The organism is Nocardia sp. NPDC055165 (assembly GCF_053606985.1).
The window spans coordinates 169,325-186,988 of the sequence record NZ_JBSGSS010000009.1; the positions used below are offsets into that span (position 1 = coordinate 169,325).

Annotated in this window: 15 protein-coding genes and 1 pseudogene; 10 read left to right on the top strand and 6 right to left on the bottom strand. The window is 66.7% G+C overall.

The features are described from left to right. Positions 1 to 20 precede the first annotated feature (20 nt). Positions 21 to 1,088, top strand: a complete 1,068-nt coding sequence (locus ACWFRF_RS20135) for a polyprenyl synthetase family protein (protein ID WP_452451519.1) — start codon at positions 21 to 23, stop codon at positions 1,086 to 1,088. Beyond that, positions 1,085 to 2,356 (top strand): hypothetical protein, encoded by a 1,272-nt coding sequence (locus ACWFRF_RS20140; RefSeq protein WP_452451520.1) that lies wholly within the window; start codon positions 1,085 to 1,087, stop codon positions 2,354 to 2,356. The genes ACWFRF_RS20135 and ACWFRF_RS20140 overlap by 4 nt, the downstream gene beginning before the upstream one ends. Positions 2,357 to 2,506: 150 nt before the next feature. Here the strand turns inward: ACWFRF_RS20140 and ACWFRF_RS20145 are convergent, their stop codons facing one another. Then, entirely contained in the window at positions 2,507 to 3,130 is a 624-nt protein-coding gene (locus ACWFRF_RS20145; RefSeq protein WP_379313990.1) for a TetR/AcrR family transcriptional regulator, read from the bottom strand. A gap of 75 nt (positions 3,131 to 3,205) precedes the next feature. Between ACWFRF_RS20145 and ACWFRF_RS20150 the strand changes: the two genes are divergently transcribed. After that, positions 3,206 to 4,417 (top strand): oxygenase MpaB family protein, encoded by a 1,212-nt coding sequence (locus tag ACWFRF_RS20150; RefSeq protein WP_387445167.1) that lies wholly within the window; start codon positions 3,206 to 3,208, stop codon positions 4,415 to 4,417. Positions 4,418 to 4,442: 25 nt separating this feature from the next. Here the strand turns inward: ACWFRF_RS20150 and ACWFRF_RS20155 are convergent, their stop codons facing one another. Continuing rightward, the gene (locus ACWFRF_RS20155) at positions 4,443 to 5,555 is read right to left on the bottom strand and encodes a saccharopine dehydrogenase family protein (RefSeq protein WP_452451522.1); all 1,113 of its coding nucleotides are present in this window, start codon (positions 5,553 to 5,555) and stop codon (positions 4,443 to 4,445) included. Positions 5,556 to 5,626: 71 nt separating this feature from the next. Then, positions 5,627 to 5,974: pseudogene (locus ACWFRF_RS20160) on the bottom strand (pyridoxamine 5'-phosphate oxidase family protein); the annotation flags it as partial. Positions 5,975 to 6,147: 173 nt separating this feature from the next. Here ACWFRF_RS20160 and ACWFRF_RS20165 point away from each other — a divergent pair. Beyond that, on the top strand, positions 6,148 to 7,371 hold the full coding sequence (locus ACWFRF_RS20165; RefSeq protein WP_452451524.1) for a cytochrome P450 family protein: 1,224 nt from the start codon (positions 6,148 to 6,150) through the stop codon (positions 7,369 to 7,371). A gap of 26 nt (positions 7,372 to 7,397) precedes the next feature. Here the strand turns inward: ACWFRF_RS20165 and ACWFRF_RS20170 are convergent, their stop codons facing one another. After that, the gene (locus ACWFRF_RS20170) at positions 7,398 to 8,780 is read right to left on the bottom strand and encodes a glutamate decarboxylase (RefSeq protein WP_452451527.1); all 1,383 of its coding nucleotides are present in this window, start codon (positions 8,778 to 8,780) and stop codon (positions 7,398 to 7,400) included. 324 nt (positions 8,781 to 9,104) lie between these two features. Next, positions 9,105 to 9,677: a TetR/AcrR family transcriptional regulator gene (locus tag ACWFRF_RS20175; RefSeq protein WP_378995960.1), complete on the bottom strand. Its 573-nt coding sequence runs from the start codon at positions 9,675 to 9,677 to the stop codon at positions 9,105 to 9,107. 140 nt (positions 9,678 to 9,817) lie between these two features. On the opposite strand from ACWFRF_RS20175, the gene ACWFRF_RS20180 reads away from it, so the two are divergent. From ACWFRF_RS20180 to ACWFRF_RS20190, 3 genes are all read left to right on the top strand, one after another. Beyond that, positions 9,818 to 11,191: an FAD-dependent oxidoreductase gene (locus ACWFRF_RS20180; protein WP_452451528.1), complete on the top strand. Its 1,374-nt coding sequence runs from the start codon at positions 9,818 to 9,820 to the stop codon at positions 11,189 to 11,191. 156 nt (positions 11,192 to 11,347) lie between these two features. Then, the gene (locus tag ACWFRF_RS20185) at positions 11,348 to 12,010 is read left to right on the top strand and encodes a HEAT repeat domain-containing protein (RefSeq protein ID WP_452451530.1); all 663 of its coding nucleotides are present in this window, start codon (positions 11,348 to 11,350) and stop codon (positions 12,008 to 12,010) included. Beyond that, the gene (locus ACWFRF_RS20190; RefSeq protein ID WP_452451532.1) at positions 12,004 to 13,026 is read left to right on the top strand and encodes a MerR family transcriptional regulator; all 1,023 of its coding nucleotides are present in this window, start codon (positions 12,004 to 12,006) and stop codon (positions 13,024 to 13,026) included. Before ACWFRF_RS20185 ends, ACWFRF_RS20190 begins: the two co-directional genes overlap by 7 nt. A 74-nt stretch (positions 13,027 to 13,100) precedes the next feature. Here the strand turns inward: ACWFRF_RS20190 and ACWFRF_RS20195 are convergent, their stop codons facing one another. Beyond that, complete coding sequence (locus ACWFRF_RS20195) at positions 13,101 to 13,856, bottom strand: dienelactone hydrolase family protein (protein ID WP_452451534.1); 756 nt, start codon at positions 13,854 to 13,856, stop codon at positions 13,101 to 13,103. A gap of 177 nt (positions 13,857 to 14,033) precedes the next feature. Between ACWFRF_RS20195 and ACWFRF_RS20200 the strand changes: the two genes are divergently transcribed. The 3 genes from ACWFRF_RS20200 (at position 14,034) to ACWFRF_RS20210 (ending at position 17,637) form a co-directional block, all read left to right on the top strand. Beyond that, complete coding sequence (locus ACWFRF_RS20200; RefSeq protein ID WP_452451536.1) at positions 14,034 to 14,942, top strand: helix-turn-helix transcriptional regulator; 909 nt, start codon at positions 14,034 to 14,036, stop codon at positions 14,940 to 14,942. A 169-nt stretch (positions 14,943 to 15,111) separates the two neighbouring features. Continuing rightward, the gene (locus ACWFRF_RS20205; protein WP_378995946.1) at positions 15,112 to 15,918 is read left to right on the top strand and encodes an LppX_LprAFG lipoprotein; all 807 of its coding nucleotides are present in this window, start codon (positions 15,112 to 15,114) and stop codon (positions 15,916 to 15,918) included. 252 nt (positions 15,919 to 16,170) lie between these two features. After that, positions 16,171 to 17,637, top strand: coding sequence for a fatty acid desaturase (locus tag ACWFRF_RS20210; RefSeq protein WP_452451538.1), 1,467 nt, complete (start codon positions 16,171 to 16,173; stop codon positions 17,635 to 17,637). Positions 17,638 to 17,664: the final 27 nt, after the last annotated feature.

Consider the following 17,664-nt stretch of genomic DNA (forward strand, 5'->3'; position numbering starts at 1 on the left):
CACCAAAGGAATTCAGCGTTATGGACAATCCCGCGCTACCCGAAGTCCGCCGTAACGACGCTCGTCCGGCAGGTAACCCGCAGCACCAGGGCGAACCGGTCGCGCTGATGCTCAGACATCCGAGTGGGACTCAGCACGAACTTCTCACGCTGGTCAACGCGCGCCTATACGAAATCCTCATCAGCGGTGGGGATTTCGACTACATCGGCAGGCACGTCCTCGCCGCTCCTGGCAAGCGTGTGCGCGCACGTCTGGTTCTCGCGAGTGCAGGCCTGCTTGCGCCCGTCGGGTCCGAACCCAGTCGCGCCGCCCTCGATCTGGCCTGCGCGATGGAGATGCTGCACGAGTCCTCGCTGGTGCACGACGATATCTGTGACGGCTCGTTGCTACGCCGCGGCGCGACGTCGGTACCCGCCGCATTCGGCGTGCGCATCGCGGCCCGAGCGGGGTTCCACATGGCAGGTGCCGCAGTGCAGGTGATCGCCGAGGTGCTTGCCGACAACCCGGGAATGTCTGCTTGCCTGGGGGAGGCGCCCGGTGTGACGTATTCCGACGGGCTGTCGGATCTGTCCTTCGGTCAGCTCATCGAGATGCTGCCGCCCGCGGTCGATGCCACCGCGCTGCGCCGTCATTACCGACTCGTCGCGGGCGCCAAGACCGGCACCTTGTTCCGATTGTCGTGCTCCTACGGCGGCACCGCGGGCGGTGCCGATCACGATCGCCTGCGAGCGCTGATGACATACGCCGACGAGCTCGCACTCGCGTTCCAGATCATGGACGACGTCCGCGACGTCGAGGGCGGTCCCGAGCTGGGCAAGGACGCAGGGGGTGACCTGGAACGACGGGTTCCGACCTGGCCGGTGATCGAATGGCTCGACATGCGCGCCGGTGCGCGGGAGATGTGGCTGTCCGCGGACACCCCGAGCACGATCCTGCAGAGCGACCTGATCGACAGCGGGGCCACCGACGCCGCGCGGGCGGTTGCCCTCGACGCCACACAGAAGGCGAGCGGCGCACTGGACATCTTCCCGCCATCGCCTGCCCGCGACGACCTCCATGCACTGCTACAGGAAGTGATCACCCGATGAGGCAGACCAGAATCGGATCACTCGCCCATGGATTTCGACACCTGCGCCGCGCACCGGACCTGGCCGCGTTACGGGCCGCCTCCTCACCGGAGGAGCTGGCCCGGCTGGCACTGATCCCAGCCGGTCGTAACCTGGGTATCGCGGTGAGCTTCTTGCCCACCCATCTGCAGGCAGAGGCCACCGCCGCCCTGCTGGCCTGCCGAGTTCTGGACGCCTTCGAAGATCTCAGCGATCGCGCGATCGCGAGCTGGTCCGTTCTGGACGCTGCGGACTACCTCACCGGCAACACCGACACCAAGCCTGCTGCATTGCCTTCGGTCAGCACCGAAGCCCGCGACAGCGAAGCGGTCGACCGGCTCCTGGCCGAACGTATCGGCGACATCCGAGCTCTGCTCGGAGCGCTGTCGCCGGCCGGGCGCAAGCGTGTCGGCGCGGTGGTCATCGATGTCGCGGTGGTGATGGCCCGCAACATCGACTCGCCACTGTCGCGGGTCGCCTACAGCGAAGGTGTGCTCGGCCGGGTCACCTATTACGCGTGTGAACTCGCCTCCGAAGCCGTTGTGCCCGAGGCGGATCTGCGCGAAATGGCCGGCTGTCTCGCTATCATCGCTCAGTCCGCCAACGACCTGCGCGACAACGAGCTGCAGATCTACGGCGTCGCCGACCGCGAGGAACTGAAGCGGAAGGTCATGCTCCAGCTCCTCGTGCCGGCACTGGGCGGTTTCGCCCTCCTGGCCAGGCTCGGTCCCGCCACCCCGAGTTTCGGTGCGCGGGCGGCGATGGCGCACATGACCATCACCACGACGGCTTTCCTGTGCGGGACCGTCGACGCGCCCCCGCCCTTTCGGCGCAAGGTCGGCGCCGCGCTGCTTGCGGCGTCCTCGTCGAGGCGCTGGACCACGATGCTGGATCGGGTGCGGCGAAGTGTCGACGTGGCGGTCCACCGAATGCTGGACGTCTCACCGGAGTTCGCCGACGCGACGAACACAGCGACCGAGGCGCTCGTTGTGGGCGACCCGCTGTCGATGCCGACTTCGCTGGTGCCGCTGATCGTCGACACCACCTTCGCTATGGTGCAGACCCTGCCCGAAGGTGTCCTGACCGGCGAGCTCACCGACGCCGAGGTGCGCACCATGTTGATCGCCGACCACCTGGCTTTCAGCGCGATGGAACGGGTGCCACCGCACGACCCCGCAGCGCTCCAGGCCCTCGCCACCCAACTCCAACTCGGCGCGCTCGATACCAGCGTGGGCGGGCACAACCGGTAGACCAGCGCACCCGCCACGCGCGCCCGGGATCGGGCAGTACCGCACGGAAGGGAGTGATTCACCGGCGCCCGTGCCGCCCACTCGGCCAGAAACGACCGTCGTTGCCGACCGTGCGGTGCGGTCGAACTACTGATTCGACTGCACCGACTGTCAGGGTGCTCGGTTCACCACGGCCAGTGCGAGTTCGGTGCAGAGGGCGGCTACTTCGGTGGTCGGCCGATGGGGGTCGCCCAGCCAGGTCGCCACCAGCTGGTTGATCCCGCCGACGACGAAAAGTGCTTCCTGGCGCCGGATCTCCGGATTCGCGGGAGCGTCGAGGAATTCCGCGCTGTACTGCATCACGAGGTCGGTAACGATCCCGACGGCACGGGAGCGCAACTCTTCGAGCCCTGCCACGCTGTGGGTATCGCTGGTCATGATGCGGTGGATGCTGGGGTCGTCGGCGATCGTGTCGAGGTAGGTCGTCAGTGCCCGCAGGAGTTTGCGTTTCAAGGTGCCCGGCTCGGCCTGGCTCGCGTCGACGAGGGTGGTGAACAGCTCCTGCTGCACCTGCTCGGCGACGGCGAGGACCAGTGCGTCTCGGGTGGCGAATTGTTCGTAGAAGTAGCGCGGGGTCAACCCCGACGCGGCGCACACGCGGCGCACGGTGACTTCGCTCGGGCCGGCCTCGCCCCAGATCTGGCGACCTGCGGCGAGGAGTTTGTCGCGGCGTTCGTCACGTCGAGTCGCCGCGCTGATTCCACGGTAGGACCGGACCACCTCTGCACGCGCCATTGACAGGACTTTAGCAGTCGACCTATTTTGGATATCAGTCGTTATCCACAATGGAGCGCTCAACGAGGAGTGTCGATGACCACCGTTCCCGCCCGTCATCCAGATCGTCCCCACCGCGTCCCGCCCCTCGTCGGCGGCTTCGCGGCGATGCTAGGGGTTCACAGCCCCGACTCGACGCAATGGCAACATCTCGGCGAGGGCCTGCTCGTCGGTGACGACGCGATGGATCGGCTGGTGGACTGGATGGTCGCCGCGGGCTCGAAGCAGATGCGTCCGCTGTTCGATCGAGCGCTCACCGACGGCATCGCTGCGGTGCCACAGGCGCCGGATCCGCTGCGCGAGTTCTTCACCGCGGTCGAGACTGTTCCGGCGTGGGTCGATCACGACACACTTGTGCGCGGGGCCAAGGTCCTGCTCACCAGCGGTTCCGACGGCATGTACATCGCGCGCGATGTCGCCATGCTCGGCGGCTACCAGTTCTCCGGCTTCAACAAGACCCTGTTGCGCACAGGAGCGCTGGAAAAGGGCTCCAATCAGCGGTGGGCCGAGACGATGCAGTGGGCGATGGATGTCCTGTCCGAGGACGGCTTGTCCCCGCTGGGTCTGGGATACCGATCCACGATCCGGGTGCGACTCATCCACGCCTTCGTCCGCAGGCACGTGGCCGCCATGCCGGACTGGCGGACCGAGGACTGGGGCCTGCCCATCAACCAGACGGACATGGCGGCAACGCTCGTCGGCGCCTTCATCGCACCGGCGATCGGTGGGATGGGCCTGGGTCTGTTGCTCACCCCCGCCGAAACCGACGCTGTCGCGCACCTGGTCCGCTACGTCGGCTGGCTGCTCGGTGTCGAGGAACAGTGGCTGCCGCACTCCTTCCGTGACGGTGTGCGCGTCCTGGTGCACACGCTCTCTGCCTTGGCCGACCCCGACGAGTCGACTCCTCAACTCGCGGTACCGATGTCACGAGACCCGTTGTCGTGGAACTATGACCGGCTGCCCACGATCAGGCGCCGTCTTGCCTATGCCCAGCATCTGTCGGTGACGGGGACCTTCCTCGGCCGCCACACGATGCGTGCGCTCGGGCTGCCGACGGCGATCGTTCCGTGGTACCCGGCGATCCGAATCCCCGTCAATGTCGCGCGCTCGGTCACCCGGCTGTTGCCCGGCGGACTCGACCGTGCGGCGAATCGCGGTGCGCGAGAACAGGATCGGTTCATGGGGACACTGGTCAGCGCCGGACCGACCGTCGGCGCGGCGGCCGCGCGACTCACCCACGCGGCCTAGCGCCGCGACGCGGTGGCGGCCGGCGTCAGGGTGCCTTCGGCTCGATGGAGGGGCCCGGGTGCGGCGACCAGCCTGCGTCGCGGGCGGCGGTGTACAGCACGTCCAGGCCGAACGCGTCGACCGGGCCGAGCGCACCGGAGCCGAGGAGGCCGCCGCCCAGTGCGGTGTCGGCGGCCCAGGCCAGAATCGCCGCGGTGAAATCGTAGGGATCGCCGCCCTTCAGGGTGACGGTGGCCAACGTCGTGCCGGCCGCGTCCTGAGCTTCGGCGACCACCCAGGTGCGGGTGCGGCGTCGAGCTTCGGCGTCGGGGCCACCGGTCGACCCCTTGACCGTTCGGGCCAAAGCCTCGTCGAATCCGCGCTTCAGCGCAGGCACCTGTGCGACGACCGAGGTCAGTCGTGAGCCGACGCGCAGCGTCTGTGCCGCGAGCGGCGGCAAGCCGAGGAACACATCGACTTCTCGCAGGTGTGGGTGCGAGCGAGTCAGCGCGAAATGCTCCGACCCGGGAATCGATGCCCCCGTCCGGCTCTCTCCGGCGACATCGAAGGAACGCAGACGCGCGCCGGTGCGTTCGGTGACCACCTGTCCGGAGCGCAGCGCGAAGCCGGGTTCGAACAGCATCCCCGCCATGGACGCGCGGGTACCACCGCTGGTGCCGGGACTTTTCATGAAGTAGCCGACTTCGGCACGCACCGCGGTGGGAGCCTCGCGCAAGGCGAGCCCGGCCGCGAGATTGCCCGGTACGTAGTCGAACCCGAACGCGGTGAGCAGCCCCGCGCCGGCGGCACGGGCCTGCTCGTCGTGCTCGAACACGGTGCGGATGAAGGGCCCTTCGCCGGTGGAGTCGATGTAATGCGCGCCCGCGGCGATCGTCGCGGCCAGTGCGGGGCCCCCATGGCGCAGGAACGGCCCGACCGTTGTCACCAGAACATCGCCGCGACCGAGCAGGGCCCGGACCGACGCGGGGTCGGTGACGTCGGCAACGGCGGTCCGGCAGCCGCCGAGTTCGGCGCCGAGCTTCTCGAGGGCGGCCCGGTTGCGTCCCGCCAGCACGGGCGATGCGCCGCGTGCGGTGAGGGCTTCGGCCGTCAGGCGTCCGGTGTAGCCGGTTGCCCCGAACAGTACAATTTTCGGCATCGCCGCGTCTCCTCATGGTTGGCCACTTGCCAACGCTACCGGTGGATCATCGCCCCGACGGGAAACAGCCGTCACATCATCGTGTATCGGCTCACGGCTTCTGGCTCGATGGTGACGCGCAGCCAGTCGGCGGCCTGCATCTCGGCGAGGTCGTCGGCTCGGCGTTCGTCATCGAGGTCCCAGTAGCGAGCGGCCAGGCGGGCGGGCAGGTCGTGAGCTCCATCCGGCGAGACGGTGGTGTGGCCGGCGACGGAAACCCAGCGCTCGCGTTCACCCACCGGGGCAGAGACGACGATCGAGGCGCGGGGGTCGCTTCGCAATCGCGAGATCTTCACCGAATCCGGGGCCGTGAACAATTGGATCGCGCCCTCGGCGGTGACCTCGAACCACACCGGCCGGGGCTGGGGTGGTGTGGGTCCGCCGCGCCCCCAGCCGGTCCCGCGCGATGACGAGGCTACCGATCAACGTCCGCCGTTGGCGCCCCTATTCGTCCCCTGGATCGCTCAGCCGAGGGGTAAGTTCGTAATCGGTCGGGTGAAACTGGCTGCGGCGCTGTCGATTACGGGCGTAGACCCTGGTGGAGGAGATTTTCATGGAACCGATCGTGCTGGATACGACCGGTGCCGACATCCAAGGTGAGTCGGCACGCATTCAGCAACGTGGCCCGGTGGCGCTGGTCGAACTGCCCGGTGGCGTGCCCGCCTGGTCGGTCACCGATCAGGCAGTGCTGCGGAGTCTGCTCGCCGATCCTCGGGTGTCGAAGGACCCCAGACAGCACTGGATGTCGTTCATCAACGGCGAGATCACCGAGGCGTGGCCGTTGCTGCCGTGGGTAGCGGTCGACAACATGTTCACCGCCTACGGCGCCGATCACCGCAGGCTGCGCCGGCTGGTGTCCCCAGCTTTCAGTCATCGCCGCAGTACCGCGCTGCGTCCGCGGATCGCCGAGATCACCGAGAACCTGCTCGACGCGCTGGCAGCCACCCCGGCCGGCGAACCGGTCGATCTGCGAAGCGGCTTCGCCTATCCGGTTCCGATCCGGGTCATCACCGAACTGGTCGGTGTGCCCGAAGGGCTGGGGCCTGCGCTGCACAAGTGCGTGGACGGCTTCTTCGACGGCTCGTTCACCGCCGAGCAGGCTCAGGCCAACTACCTCGAAATGTATGGACTGGTCGGCGAACTCGTCGCCTACCGTCGTGCGCATCCTGGTGACGACGTCACCAGCGCGCTGATCGCCACGCGCGACGAGGACGACTCCGCGCTGTCGGAGAAGGAACTCGCCGACACCCTGATGCTGATCATCAATGCCGGTCACGAGACCACGGTCAATCTGCTCGACCAAGCGATCGTCGCCCTGCTCACCCATCCTGAGCAGCGCGCCGCGGTGGCCGCAGGGCAGGTGTCGTGGGCAGACGTGGTCGAGGAGACGCTGCGCTTCCAGGCACCGGTGGCACACCTGCCCCTCCGATACGCGGTCGAGGACATCGACATCGCCGGGAAGTACCGAATCGGCAAGGGCGAGGCCATCTTGGCCTCCTACGCAGGCGCAGGCCGCGACCCGAAAGTGCACGGCGCCAGCACCGCCGAGTTCGATCCCACCCGTGCCACCCGCGATCAGCACCTCGCCTTCGGCCATGGCGCACACCACTGCATCGGCGCGTCACTGGCCCGTCTCGAAGCGGCTGTTGCGTTGCCTGCACTGTTCGATCGGTTCCCTCGGATGAGCCTGGCCACGACCCGGACCGAACTGACGCCGGTGCCGAGTTTCATCTCCAACGGGCACACCAGTGTTCCGGTGTATCTCCACGCGACGTGAGCGCACCGGGGTGATTCGCGGACGGGTTAGTGGGCGAACGGCTTCAGCCGGTCGAAGTATCCATTGGGTTTGAGCGTGTCGAGGTGCCCGAGCGCGGCGGTGATGTCTTCGCTCAACGCCCTGGCCATGTCCGCCGAGAACCCCTCCCGCACCACGACGCGCAGCACCGCGATATCGGTGGCGTTGTCCGGCATGGTGTACGCGGGCACCTGCCAGCCGTAGGAGCGCAGCGCGTGCGAGACGTCGAACTCGGTGTATTCAGGGTCGCCCGACAGCCGGAAGCTGATCACCGGGATCGCCGAGCCGTCGGTGATCACCTCGAAGTGTCCGCTCGCGCGCAGCTGGTCGCCGAGCCAGCGCGCGGTTTGCGAGAGGGATTGCATGACCAGGCTGTAGCCGAATCGGCCGAGCCTGAGGAAGTTGTAGTACTGGCCGATGACCTGATTGCCGGGCCGGGAGAAGTTCAGGGTGAAAGTGGGCATGTCGCCGCCCAGGTAGTTGACCCGGAAAATCAGGTCGTCGGGCAGGTACTCGGGGCCGCGCCACACCACGAAGCCGATGCCGGGATACGTCAGCCCGTATTTGTGGCCACTGACGTTGATCGACACCACGCGCGGCAGCCGGAAATCCCACACCAGATCGGGATGCAGGAAGGGCACCACAAAGCCGCCGCTGGCCGCGTCGACGTGCACGGGGATGTCCAGTCCTGTGTCGGCAGCGAGCTTGTCGAGCGCCGCGCAGATGTCGCTGATCGGTTCGAGTTCGCCGGTGAATGTCGTGCCCAAGATGGCCACCACGCCGATGGTGTCCTCGTCGACGTTGGCCAGCACCTGCTCGGGTGTAATGACGTAGCGGCCCTTCTCCATCGGCAGATACCGCGGCTCGACGTCGAAATAGCGGCAGAACTTCTCCCACACCACCTGCACGTTGGACCCCATCACCATGTTCGGTGTGCGGCCTTTCCACCCGTCGCCGGCCTTCTCGCGCCACAGCCACTTCATCGCCAGCCCGGCCAGCATCACCGCCTCGCTGGATCCGATCGTCGATACCCCGGTGGCACTGGACGGGTCGTCGTCGCGCAGGCCCTCCGCATGGAACAGGTCGGCGACCATGCACACACACCGTTGCTCGATCGCCGCGGTCGCGGGGTATTCATCCTTGTCGATCATGTTCTTGTCGAACGTCTCCGCCATCAGCTTCTCGGCCTGTGGATCCATCCACGTCGAGACGAAGGTCGCCAGATTCAGCCTGCTGCTCCCGTCGAGCATCAGTTCGTCGTGGATGAATCGATAGGCGACATCAGGATCCATCGATTCCTCGGGCATCCGCAGCGCGGGTACCGGCGCCATCGACAGCCGCCCGGTGTATGCCGGGGAGACCTGAGGAACGTGAGTGCGCCTGCGCGACATGGTTATCCCTTCGATTTCAGTTCTGCCAACAGCAGTTCGGACATGAGTCGGGACGCGTGTGCGAGAAGTCGGCGCCGAGCGAGCCGATGTCGTCGGCGGCCCGCTCACTGATGACGACCTGTGAGGTGGTGGTCATGGTTTCGACGGTAGAGCTGCCGTCGATGGGTCCGTATCCCCCGTAACGGGTGAATCTCACCGAGGACGGGGCCTGTCGCTGTCCGGTACCAGCACCATGTTGAGACCGGAATCGGCATGGCCGACGACGTACACGGATCCGGCGATCACTGATACGAATAGCATGATCCGTTGCAGTCCTCGGATCTGCTAGCGGCTGATAGCGCGGGCTACCGTGTCGCCGACCTGTTCGTCGGTGAGGCTGCTGCGCTGGATCAGCACATGCGAGAGCACGGTGCGGACGGCGATCTCCGCCGCCTGTGCCGGTGTGACCACCAGTGCTGCGCTGTCGTCGCGGGCCGCCAGCAGTGGTGCGACGAAGGCGCCGACGGTTTCGATCAGGTTGAGCTTCGACCCCTCGTGCTCGATCGCGACATTGAGCAGCCATCCTGGTTCCTGGTCGCGCAGTCGGGAGATCACCGGGTGTCGGCGCAGGTAGGGGATCGCAAAGACCACTGCCTCTTTCGCCAGCTGCCGTACCGGCGTGAAGATGTCTATCTCCAGGTAGGCGGCGCTCATCATGCGGGCTACTTCGATTTTGCTGACGGCCGCGATGAGACCGTTCTTGTCTCCGAACTCACGGTAGGCGGTCGCGCGTGAGACGCCCGCCCGGCGAGCGACCGCGGTCAGCGTCAGATCATCCAGGCCGGTCTCGGCCATCATCGCCAAGGCTGTGTCCACAAGCAAGGAGGACGACTGCGTCGCGTTGGTCATGCCGGTCATTCTTCCTGGTCCCGATCCGGGATGGCACGCCCGGTTGTGGCCACGTCAGCACTGAGACTATATTGACATTCGGTCTCAGTCATGGATCCCTGACTCGATCCATGAACAGGACTCGGAACAACGACGTTCGGAGGTATGGCATGCGGAGAATCGGCGATCACGCGGTCGTGTTGGGCGCGGGCATCGGCGGGCTACTGGCCGCTCGGGTGCTCAGTGAGGCCTACTCGACCGTGACGGTGATCGAGCGGGATGCCCTGCTCCCGGACTCCGAGGCGCGAAAAGGTGTCCCGCAGGGGCGTCATGTGCACGGGCTGCTGCCGCGGGGCAAGGACATCCTCGAGGAATTGTTCCCAGGGTTCGGGCAGGACATGCGAACAAGCGGTGTGGTCGAATGCGACGCGCTCCGCGAAGTCCGCTTCACCATGGCCGGTCGGACCCTCAAGCGAGTATCGACCGGACACAGGGCCTTTCAGGCAAGTCGCCCACACCTCGAGCAGCACCTTCGCACGCGGGTCGCGGCGCTGCCCAATGTCACCATTCGCGACAGGTGTGATGCCGGGTCGCTCGTTGTCAGCACCGATGGAACGCGGATATCCGGGGTCGCGATCGTGGACCGTTCGGACGGCGCGCGTGAAACCATCGACGCGGACCTGGTCGTGGCATCGATGGGTCGAGCCGGCGTCGTCCCCTCATGGCTCGACAAGCTCGGCTACGACCGCCCAGCCGAAGAAGGCACCGCGATCGACATCATCTACCGCAGCGCCTTCATCCAGCTGCCGCCGAACGCATTGCCCCACGACAAGCTGGTCACGATCGGCGTACGCGATCTACCCCCGCGTGCCCTCGCCCTGTTCGCCGTCGAAGGCAACCGGCACATCCTGACGCTGATCGGCCACGACGGCGAGGAGCCGCCCAGGGACCAGGAAGGATTCCTCGACTTCGCCGCAGCCATCGCCCCGCCCGACGTGCTCGATGCCATCAAGAACGGTGAAATGGTCGGCGATATCTCGACCTTCCGCTACAAGGCCAACCTGCGCCGGCGCTACGAGCGGCTCGATCGTTTTCCCGAGGGACTGCTCGCGGTCGGTGACAGTCTGTGCAGCTTCAGCCCCGTCTACGGGCAGGGCATGACTGTCGCCGCGATCCAGATGGCCGTGCTGCGTGAGTGCCTCGCGCGGGGTGGAAAGAATCTTGCCACCAGGTTCTACACGGCGGTCACGCCGGAAATCGACAACGCCTGGCAACTCACCGTGATCGCCGACGGCGCCATGCCACACGTCAGTGCCGGTGTCTCGTTGCCGGTCCGAGCCGCCGTGGCGGCGCTCGAGCCGGTGCTGATCGCCGCCGAGCGTGACACCGCGGTCGCGACAACCCTGTACCGGGTGATGGGACTCGTCGACAAACCCCGCGCACTGCTCTCGCCCGTCATCGCCGCCCGCATCGCCGTCGCCAACGCCCGCGCCGCACTGGAAACCCTTGTCGGCACAGCATTTTTGTCGCACAGCCACACCTGAGCGAGGGCGCCGAGGATCAATTCGTCCACCGAGGCACGTTCGGCAGTCGAATCCAACGGATCGGGGCCCCGCGACACGGCTGAGGATCATGACGCGATCGAGGGCTTGACCCTGACACAGTGACAACGTCTTCACTGGAGGCAGGAGGTGGTTCCCATGAACTCGACACCAGCACACTCGGTAGACCCGCAGCTGCTTGCCGCGCTGAGCGCGGAGAATGCTTCGATCAGGCTGCGGGCCGCTCTGGCCGCGGGCACACATCCAGGCCCGGCGCTGCTCGGAGTCCTGATCGACCGCTGCGCCGTGGAGCCGGACTTCTTCGTCCGCGACATGCTCACCTGGGCACTGACCAGGCTCCCCGGCGAGCTGACCGTGCCGCGGCTGCGCGCCGAGCTGGAATCCGGGGGTGCCCAGGCCCGCAGCCAAGCGCTGCACACCCTGTCCAAGATCGGCGATCCGGAAGTCTGGCCGGCGATCACCCCCGCGCTGCTGCGCGATCCCGACGACGACGTGGCCCGCAGCGCATGGCGAGCCGCGGTCGTTCTCGTGCCCGATGCCGAGCGCGCGGCGCTGGCCACCGAACTGGCCACCCAATTCGGACGCGGTGATCGAGATGTTCGGCGCAGCCTGAGCCGGGCGCTGGCCACCCTGGGTGAGGTGATCACCACGGTGCTCCACCGGGCGGCCGGCAGTACCGACCCGCACGTGCGAGGTCACGCACAGGCCACCGAGCGGCTGCTGCGCGACCCGGACGCGGCCTTCGATCCCGACATCGACGCGGCGAAAAGAGTCGCGGCGCTCGACGGCGCACCGTGCTGATCGGCGAGGTGGCGCGGCGTTCGGGAGTCAGCACCCGAATGCTGCGCCACTACGACTCGCTCGGACTGGTGCGGCCCACCGGGCGCACCGTCGGCGGCTACCGCCAGTACTCCGACGCCGACATCCGCGGCATCTTCCACGTGGAGAGCCTGCGCTCCCTCGGGCTTTCGCTGCGAGAGATCGCTCGCGTACTCGCAGACCGATCGTTCACGCCGCAGACCTTGGTGAGCGAGCTGATCGCACGCACCGAGGAACGGCTGGCGCGCGAGCGCGAACTACTCGAACGTCTGCGCGCTGTCGAAAACGCCGAGCCCGGTGACTGGCACGACGCGCTACGCATCGTCGAACTCATGCGCACACTCGGCTCGACCGACCCCCACCGCCGCCTGCAGGCAGTGCTGAACCCGGCCGACAACGTGCCGGTGCCGACCGAGATGCTGGCCGCGGCCGTGCTCACCGAGGCCGAACCCAATATGGCAGGCGCCCTTCGCTGGGCGCTGTCGCGGGCAGGCGAGGACGGACTGGTCGGGCTCGCGCCCGGGCTGGCCGCCGCCGATGCCGAGGTCCGGCGCCGGGCGGTGCTGGCCGTGGCGGAAATCCCGGGCGACGCCGCGACCGCGCTGCTCACCGCCGCACTCGACGACCCGAACCCGACCGTCCGCGCTCCCGCAGCCCTGGCCGCCGGCAGCCGCGGGACGAGAGCGGCCGAGCCGATCCTGGTGGCCATGGTGATCGCGGGCACCAACGATGTCGACGCCGGTGAAGTGCTCGGCGCGCTGTCGCAGGACCCGGCATCCGCGGATCGAATACTGGGCGCGCTGACCGCCGCGCTGACCGCACACGAAGACGACGCCGGCATCCGTATCCGGCTCGTCCAAGCGCTGGTGGAGCTGCCCGGCACCCGCGCGCTGGCGACCCTGCGGGCACTGAGCGCGGACACCGATCACTCCGTTGCCCTCGTCGCCACCGCCTTCACCGACATGGTCGCTGCGCGAGCGACGAGCCCGGATTGCTGATCACAGCCGGTGGCTGTTCGTGGGCCACTGGCCACCGATGTCGCTGAACCCGCGGGCTGCCCTACCGAGCAGGTTCAGCGCAGAACGCGGGTGAACAAGCCGGTCAGTTCGGTCCAGTGCCGGGCATCGGCCCCGGCGTCATAGACATCGGTGTCGGATTGGGTGAAGCCGTGGCCGGCACCGAGATACACCTCGGTGCGGAAGATGGTGCCTGCGGCGCTGAAGGCGGCGTCGAGCTGTTCGATCTGTTCCGGCGGGAGGCCGGGGTCGGCGTCGGCATGCGCGAGATACACCTCGGCGGTGATTCGGTCGACTACGGCGTGCGGGCTGGTGGAGTCTTCGGTGGCCAGCCGGCCGCCGTGAAAGCCGGCCACCGCGGCCACTCGGTCGGGGTAGGCGGCGGCGGTGTGTAGTGCGTGGCGCACGCCCATGCAATAGCCGGACAGGCCCACCGGATTGCCCGTGGTCAGCGGGGAATCCGCCAGCCACGACAGATACGCGTCGGCGTCGGCGACGACGAGCTCGGGTGTCAACGCGGTCAGCAGCGGGCGCAGGACACCGAAGATCTCACCGCGACGGTCGGCCCCGATGACATCGGGAAGGTCGACCACCGGTGCGCAACCGTGGCGGTAGAACAGATTCGGAACGAGCACCGTGAAGCCATAAGCGGCGAGGCGTTCGGCGTCATGGCGCACCACCGGCCGCAGCCCGAACGCGTCGGAGAACACCAGCACCGCGGGATGGGGCGCGTTGTCGTCGGGGTAGGCGAGGAAGGAATCGGCCTTGCCGTCGGCCGTGGCCACGGCGAGGGTGAGCGTGTGTACCGCCACAGCGGAACCTCCTGAGCGCGTCGAGTTGACCACAATCTACTGATCGCGCAGCGGTGATCCGGCGCTCGAACCGGCCGGGACCGGCATTTGCGCACGCACTGAATTCGACGCAGCGCAAGCTGATCCGGGTACCAGCACCACCTGGATACCGGGATCGGCATGGACCACGATGATGGGATGAGTGAAGCGGTCGACCTGCGCTCGGTGAGCACCGAGCGTCGAGCCCAGCTCGGTGCGTTCCTGAAGTCCCGTCGCGCCAAGATCACCCCCGCGGATGTGGGTCTGCCACCGGGCCCGCGGCGGCGAACGCCGGGTCTGCGGCGCGAAGAAGTCGCGCAGCTGTCGGGAATCGGCATCACCTGGTACACGTGGCTGGAGCAGGGCAGACCGATCAACGCCAGTGTTCAGGTGCTCGACGCGGTGGCGCGCACCCTCGGCCTGGATCACGCCGAGAAAGTGCATCTCTATCGCCTCGCGGATGTGCCGTCGGTGCCCGCTGCGGCGGTGGAGTCGGCGATGCCGCCCGGTCTGCCGATGATCCTGGACCAGCTCGCACCCTTGCCCGCGGTGCTTCTCGATTCCCGATACGACGTCCTGGCGCACAATGACGCCTATCGCGTGTTGTTTCCCGGCCTCGCCCGCCCCGACGCCAATGTGCTGCGCACGGTGTTCCTGACACCGGAGTGCTGCAATCCCTATCGGCACAACATCGATGATCTGCGTCGCATGGTTGCCTACCTGCGCGGTGCGTCGGTCCGTCACCTCGACGATCCGGCCTGGCAGGAGTTGATCGACGAGCTGTGTACTTCCAGCGCCGAGTTCGCCCGAATGTGGGCTCGCAACGACGTGGCGGTGCCGGTGAACCTGGTCAAGGTGATCCAGCATCTCGCTGTGGGTGACCTCGCGATGCATTTGACGATCATGAGTCTGCCCGCCACCGACGGCGAGTGGATCCAGATCTTCACCCCGGTCGACGCCGCCGAGGCCGCGAAGCTCTCCGTGCTGCTGGCGATGTCGGACGACGAGCGGCGGCGTCCCGGCGAAGATCATCGGCGGCGATTCCACCGGTCGGCTGACCTGGGGTGATGGCGGATCACGCCGGGACTCAGATATCCGAAATCGATAGCGCGAAGACACAACTCGCAAACTGAATTCCTCAGGTACTATCGCCGACGGGGGAGCACGAGATGAACGATGGTCTTCGGCTGCCCTATACCGATATGCGACCATCTCCAGGGGATGAAACTTGATCCACATGACACCGAACCCCACCTCGCGTCGGCGCTTCGCGCGACGTTCCGGCATCACTTCGGTCGTCGCGGCGGCGGCGGTCTGCGCGGCCCTCGTATCCGGCTGCACCAAAGACGATTCGGCCACCACGGCGGGCCCGGCGCCCACCGGCCAGCTGCCCGAGGGCGCACAGATCGTGAAGGAGTCGGCGAAGACCACGCAGACCCTGCACAACGTGCACCTGAAGATCAATGTCAAGAACCTGCCCGACCTGCCGGTGGAAACCGTGTCGGCCGATGTCACCAACGAGACCCAGGGCTCGGGCGCGGCGATGGGTGACGCGAAGGTCAAGCTCACCCCCGAAGCCTCGTTCACCGAGGCGAAGTTCCTTGTGGTGGACAAGGTCCTGTACACCCAGGCCGGTGGCCGCTACGTGCCGTCGGGTCCGGCGGAGAAGGTCTACGATCCGGGCGTCATCCTGGACAAGGACAAGGGCATCGCGAATGTGATCGCCAATATCCAGAACGCGAAGACCGAGGGCCGTGAGGTGATCGACGGCATCAACACTGTCAAGGTCTCCGGCACCATCGACGCCGCTGTGATCGACCCGATCGTGCCGCGCATCGGTCAGAACGCGGGCACCATGCCGATCACCGTGTGGATCCAGGACACCGCCCCGCCCGCCTCCGATTCGACCAAGCCCTCGGACGCCGCGTCCACCGGCGACGGCCCGAATCTTGTTCGCGCCGTGGTGAAGAAGGATCAGGGCGAGGTCACCGTCGGCCTGTCGAACTGGGCCAAGCCCGTCAACATCATCAAGCCCGCCGGCTGATATTCGCCGGTAATACCGGATCAACCCACACCGGTCCGGGGTCAGCGGAGCCTGGCACGCAGTGCCCTCCGCAGCCCCGGGCCGGTGTGTCGTCTGGGTGTCGCCTGCGGTAAACGAATCACGAACGCACGAGTACGCATCCAATAAGAGAATGTTCAGCGAGATGCAAGGCGCCACAAGGACTATACGTGTCGGGACGCTGGTCGGCAGGCAACACGCATCGGACGCCGATCGGACACGGAGGAAGAACTAATGACGATCGATGATCGACCTGATGAAGCGGAGCGCGAGCTCCCGCCACCGCCCGGCCCGAGGGGTCGGCCTCCCGTCAACAACGTATGGGTTTATAACGGCAGAGCCTACGACCTGAGTGACTGGATCTCCAAGCATCCAGGCGGTGAATTCTTCATCGGCCGCACGAAAAATCGCGATATCACCTCGATCATCGGTTCCTACCACCGTGATCCGGAAAAAATCGCGCGGATGATCGAGCGTTACAGTCTCGGTCGCGATGCCACGCCCGAGGACATCCATCCGAAGAACAACGCCCCCGACTTCCTGTTCAAGGACGGCTTCAACAGCTGGGACGACACCCCGAAGTACAAGTTCGACAACAAGTCCGATCTGCTGCACCAGGTGAAGGCCCGGCTCAAGGAACCCGAGCTGGCGGCCCGGCTGCAGCGGATGGACCGCGCGTTCAACATCGTCGTCGGCGTGCTGATCTTCGCCTACATCGCCGTGCAGGCGCTGCGCCTCTACGACACGAGCTGGATGCCGTTGCCCGCCTTCGTGATCGCGATGGTGCTGCTGCGCAGCTCACTGGCCGGGTTCGGTCACTACGCGATCCACCGCGCGCAGAAGGGCTTGAACAAGTACGCGGTCAACGCCTTCGACATGAACTATGTCGCACTGTCTTTCGTCACCGCCGACGGGCACGCGCTACTGCACCACCCGCACACCCAGAGTGAAGTCGACATCAAGAAGAACGTCTTCACGATGATGATGCAGATCCCGCGCCTGTACCGGGTGCCGGTGCACACCGTGCACAAGTTCGGACATCTGCTGACGGGCATGATCATTCGCCTCCTCGATGTCTGCCGGCTCACCCGCAAGGTGGGCATCAAGGACATGTACGGCAGCTGGCGTGGCGCGCTGCCGCACTTCATCGGCTCGTTCGGGATGCGGTTCCTGCTGGTGGCCGAGTTCGTGGCCTTCGCCATCGCGGGCGACCTGCTCGCCTGGGGCCTGCAGTTCGTGATCACGCTGTGGATCAGCACCTTCATGGTGGTGGCCAGCCACGACTTCGAGATCCCGACCGAGGAACTGCACACCGAGACCGAGGACTGGGCGGTGAACCAGCTCGAGCAGGCCTACGACCTGACCGTGGTCGGTAACAAGTACGTCGACTGCTTCCTCTCGGCGGGCTTGAGCTCGCACCGTGCTCATCACGTACTTCCGTTCCAGCGCAGTGGTTTCGCCAACATCGCGTCGGAGAACGTGGTGCGTGAGGAGGCCGCGAAGTTCGGCGTGGAGTGGCTGCCCGCCAAGAGCTTCTTCGGAGATCGTTTCCCCAAGCTGTGCCGGACCTATCTGCTCGCGCCCTCCCGTGAGGCCGAGGAGAACCGGTGGGGTTTCGTGCGCGAACACTGCGCACCATCAGCGCTGAAGACCTGTGTCGTCTACACCGCGCAGGGCTTCTCCGGCATCGGAACCGTCTGACCCGGCCCGTTGCCACCTCTGATCTGT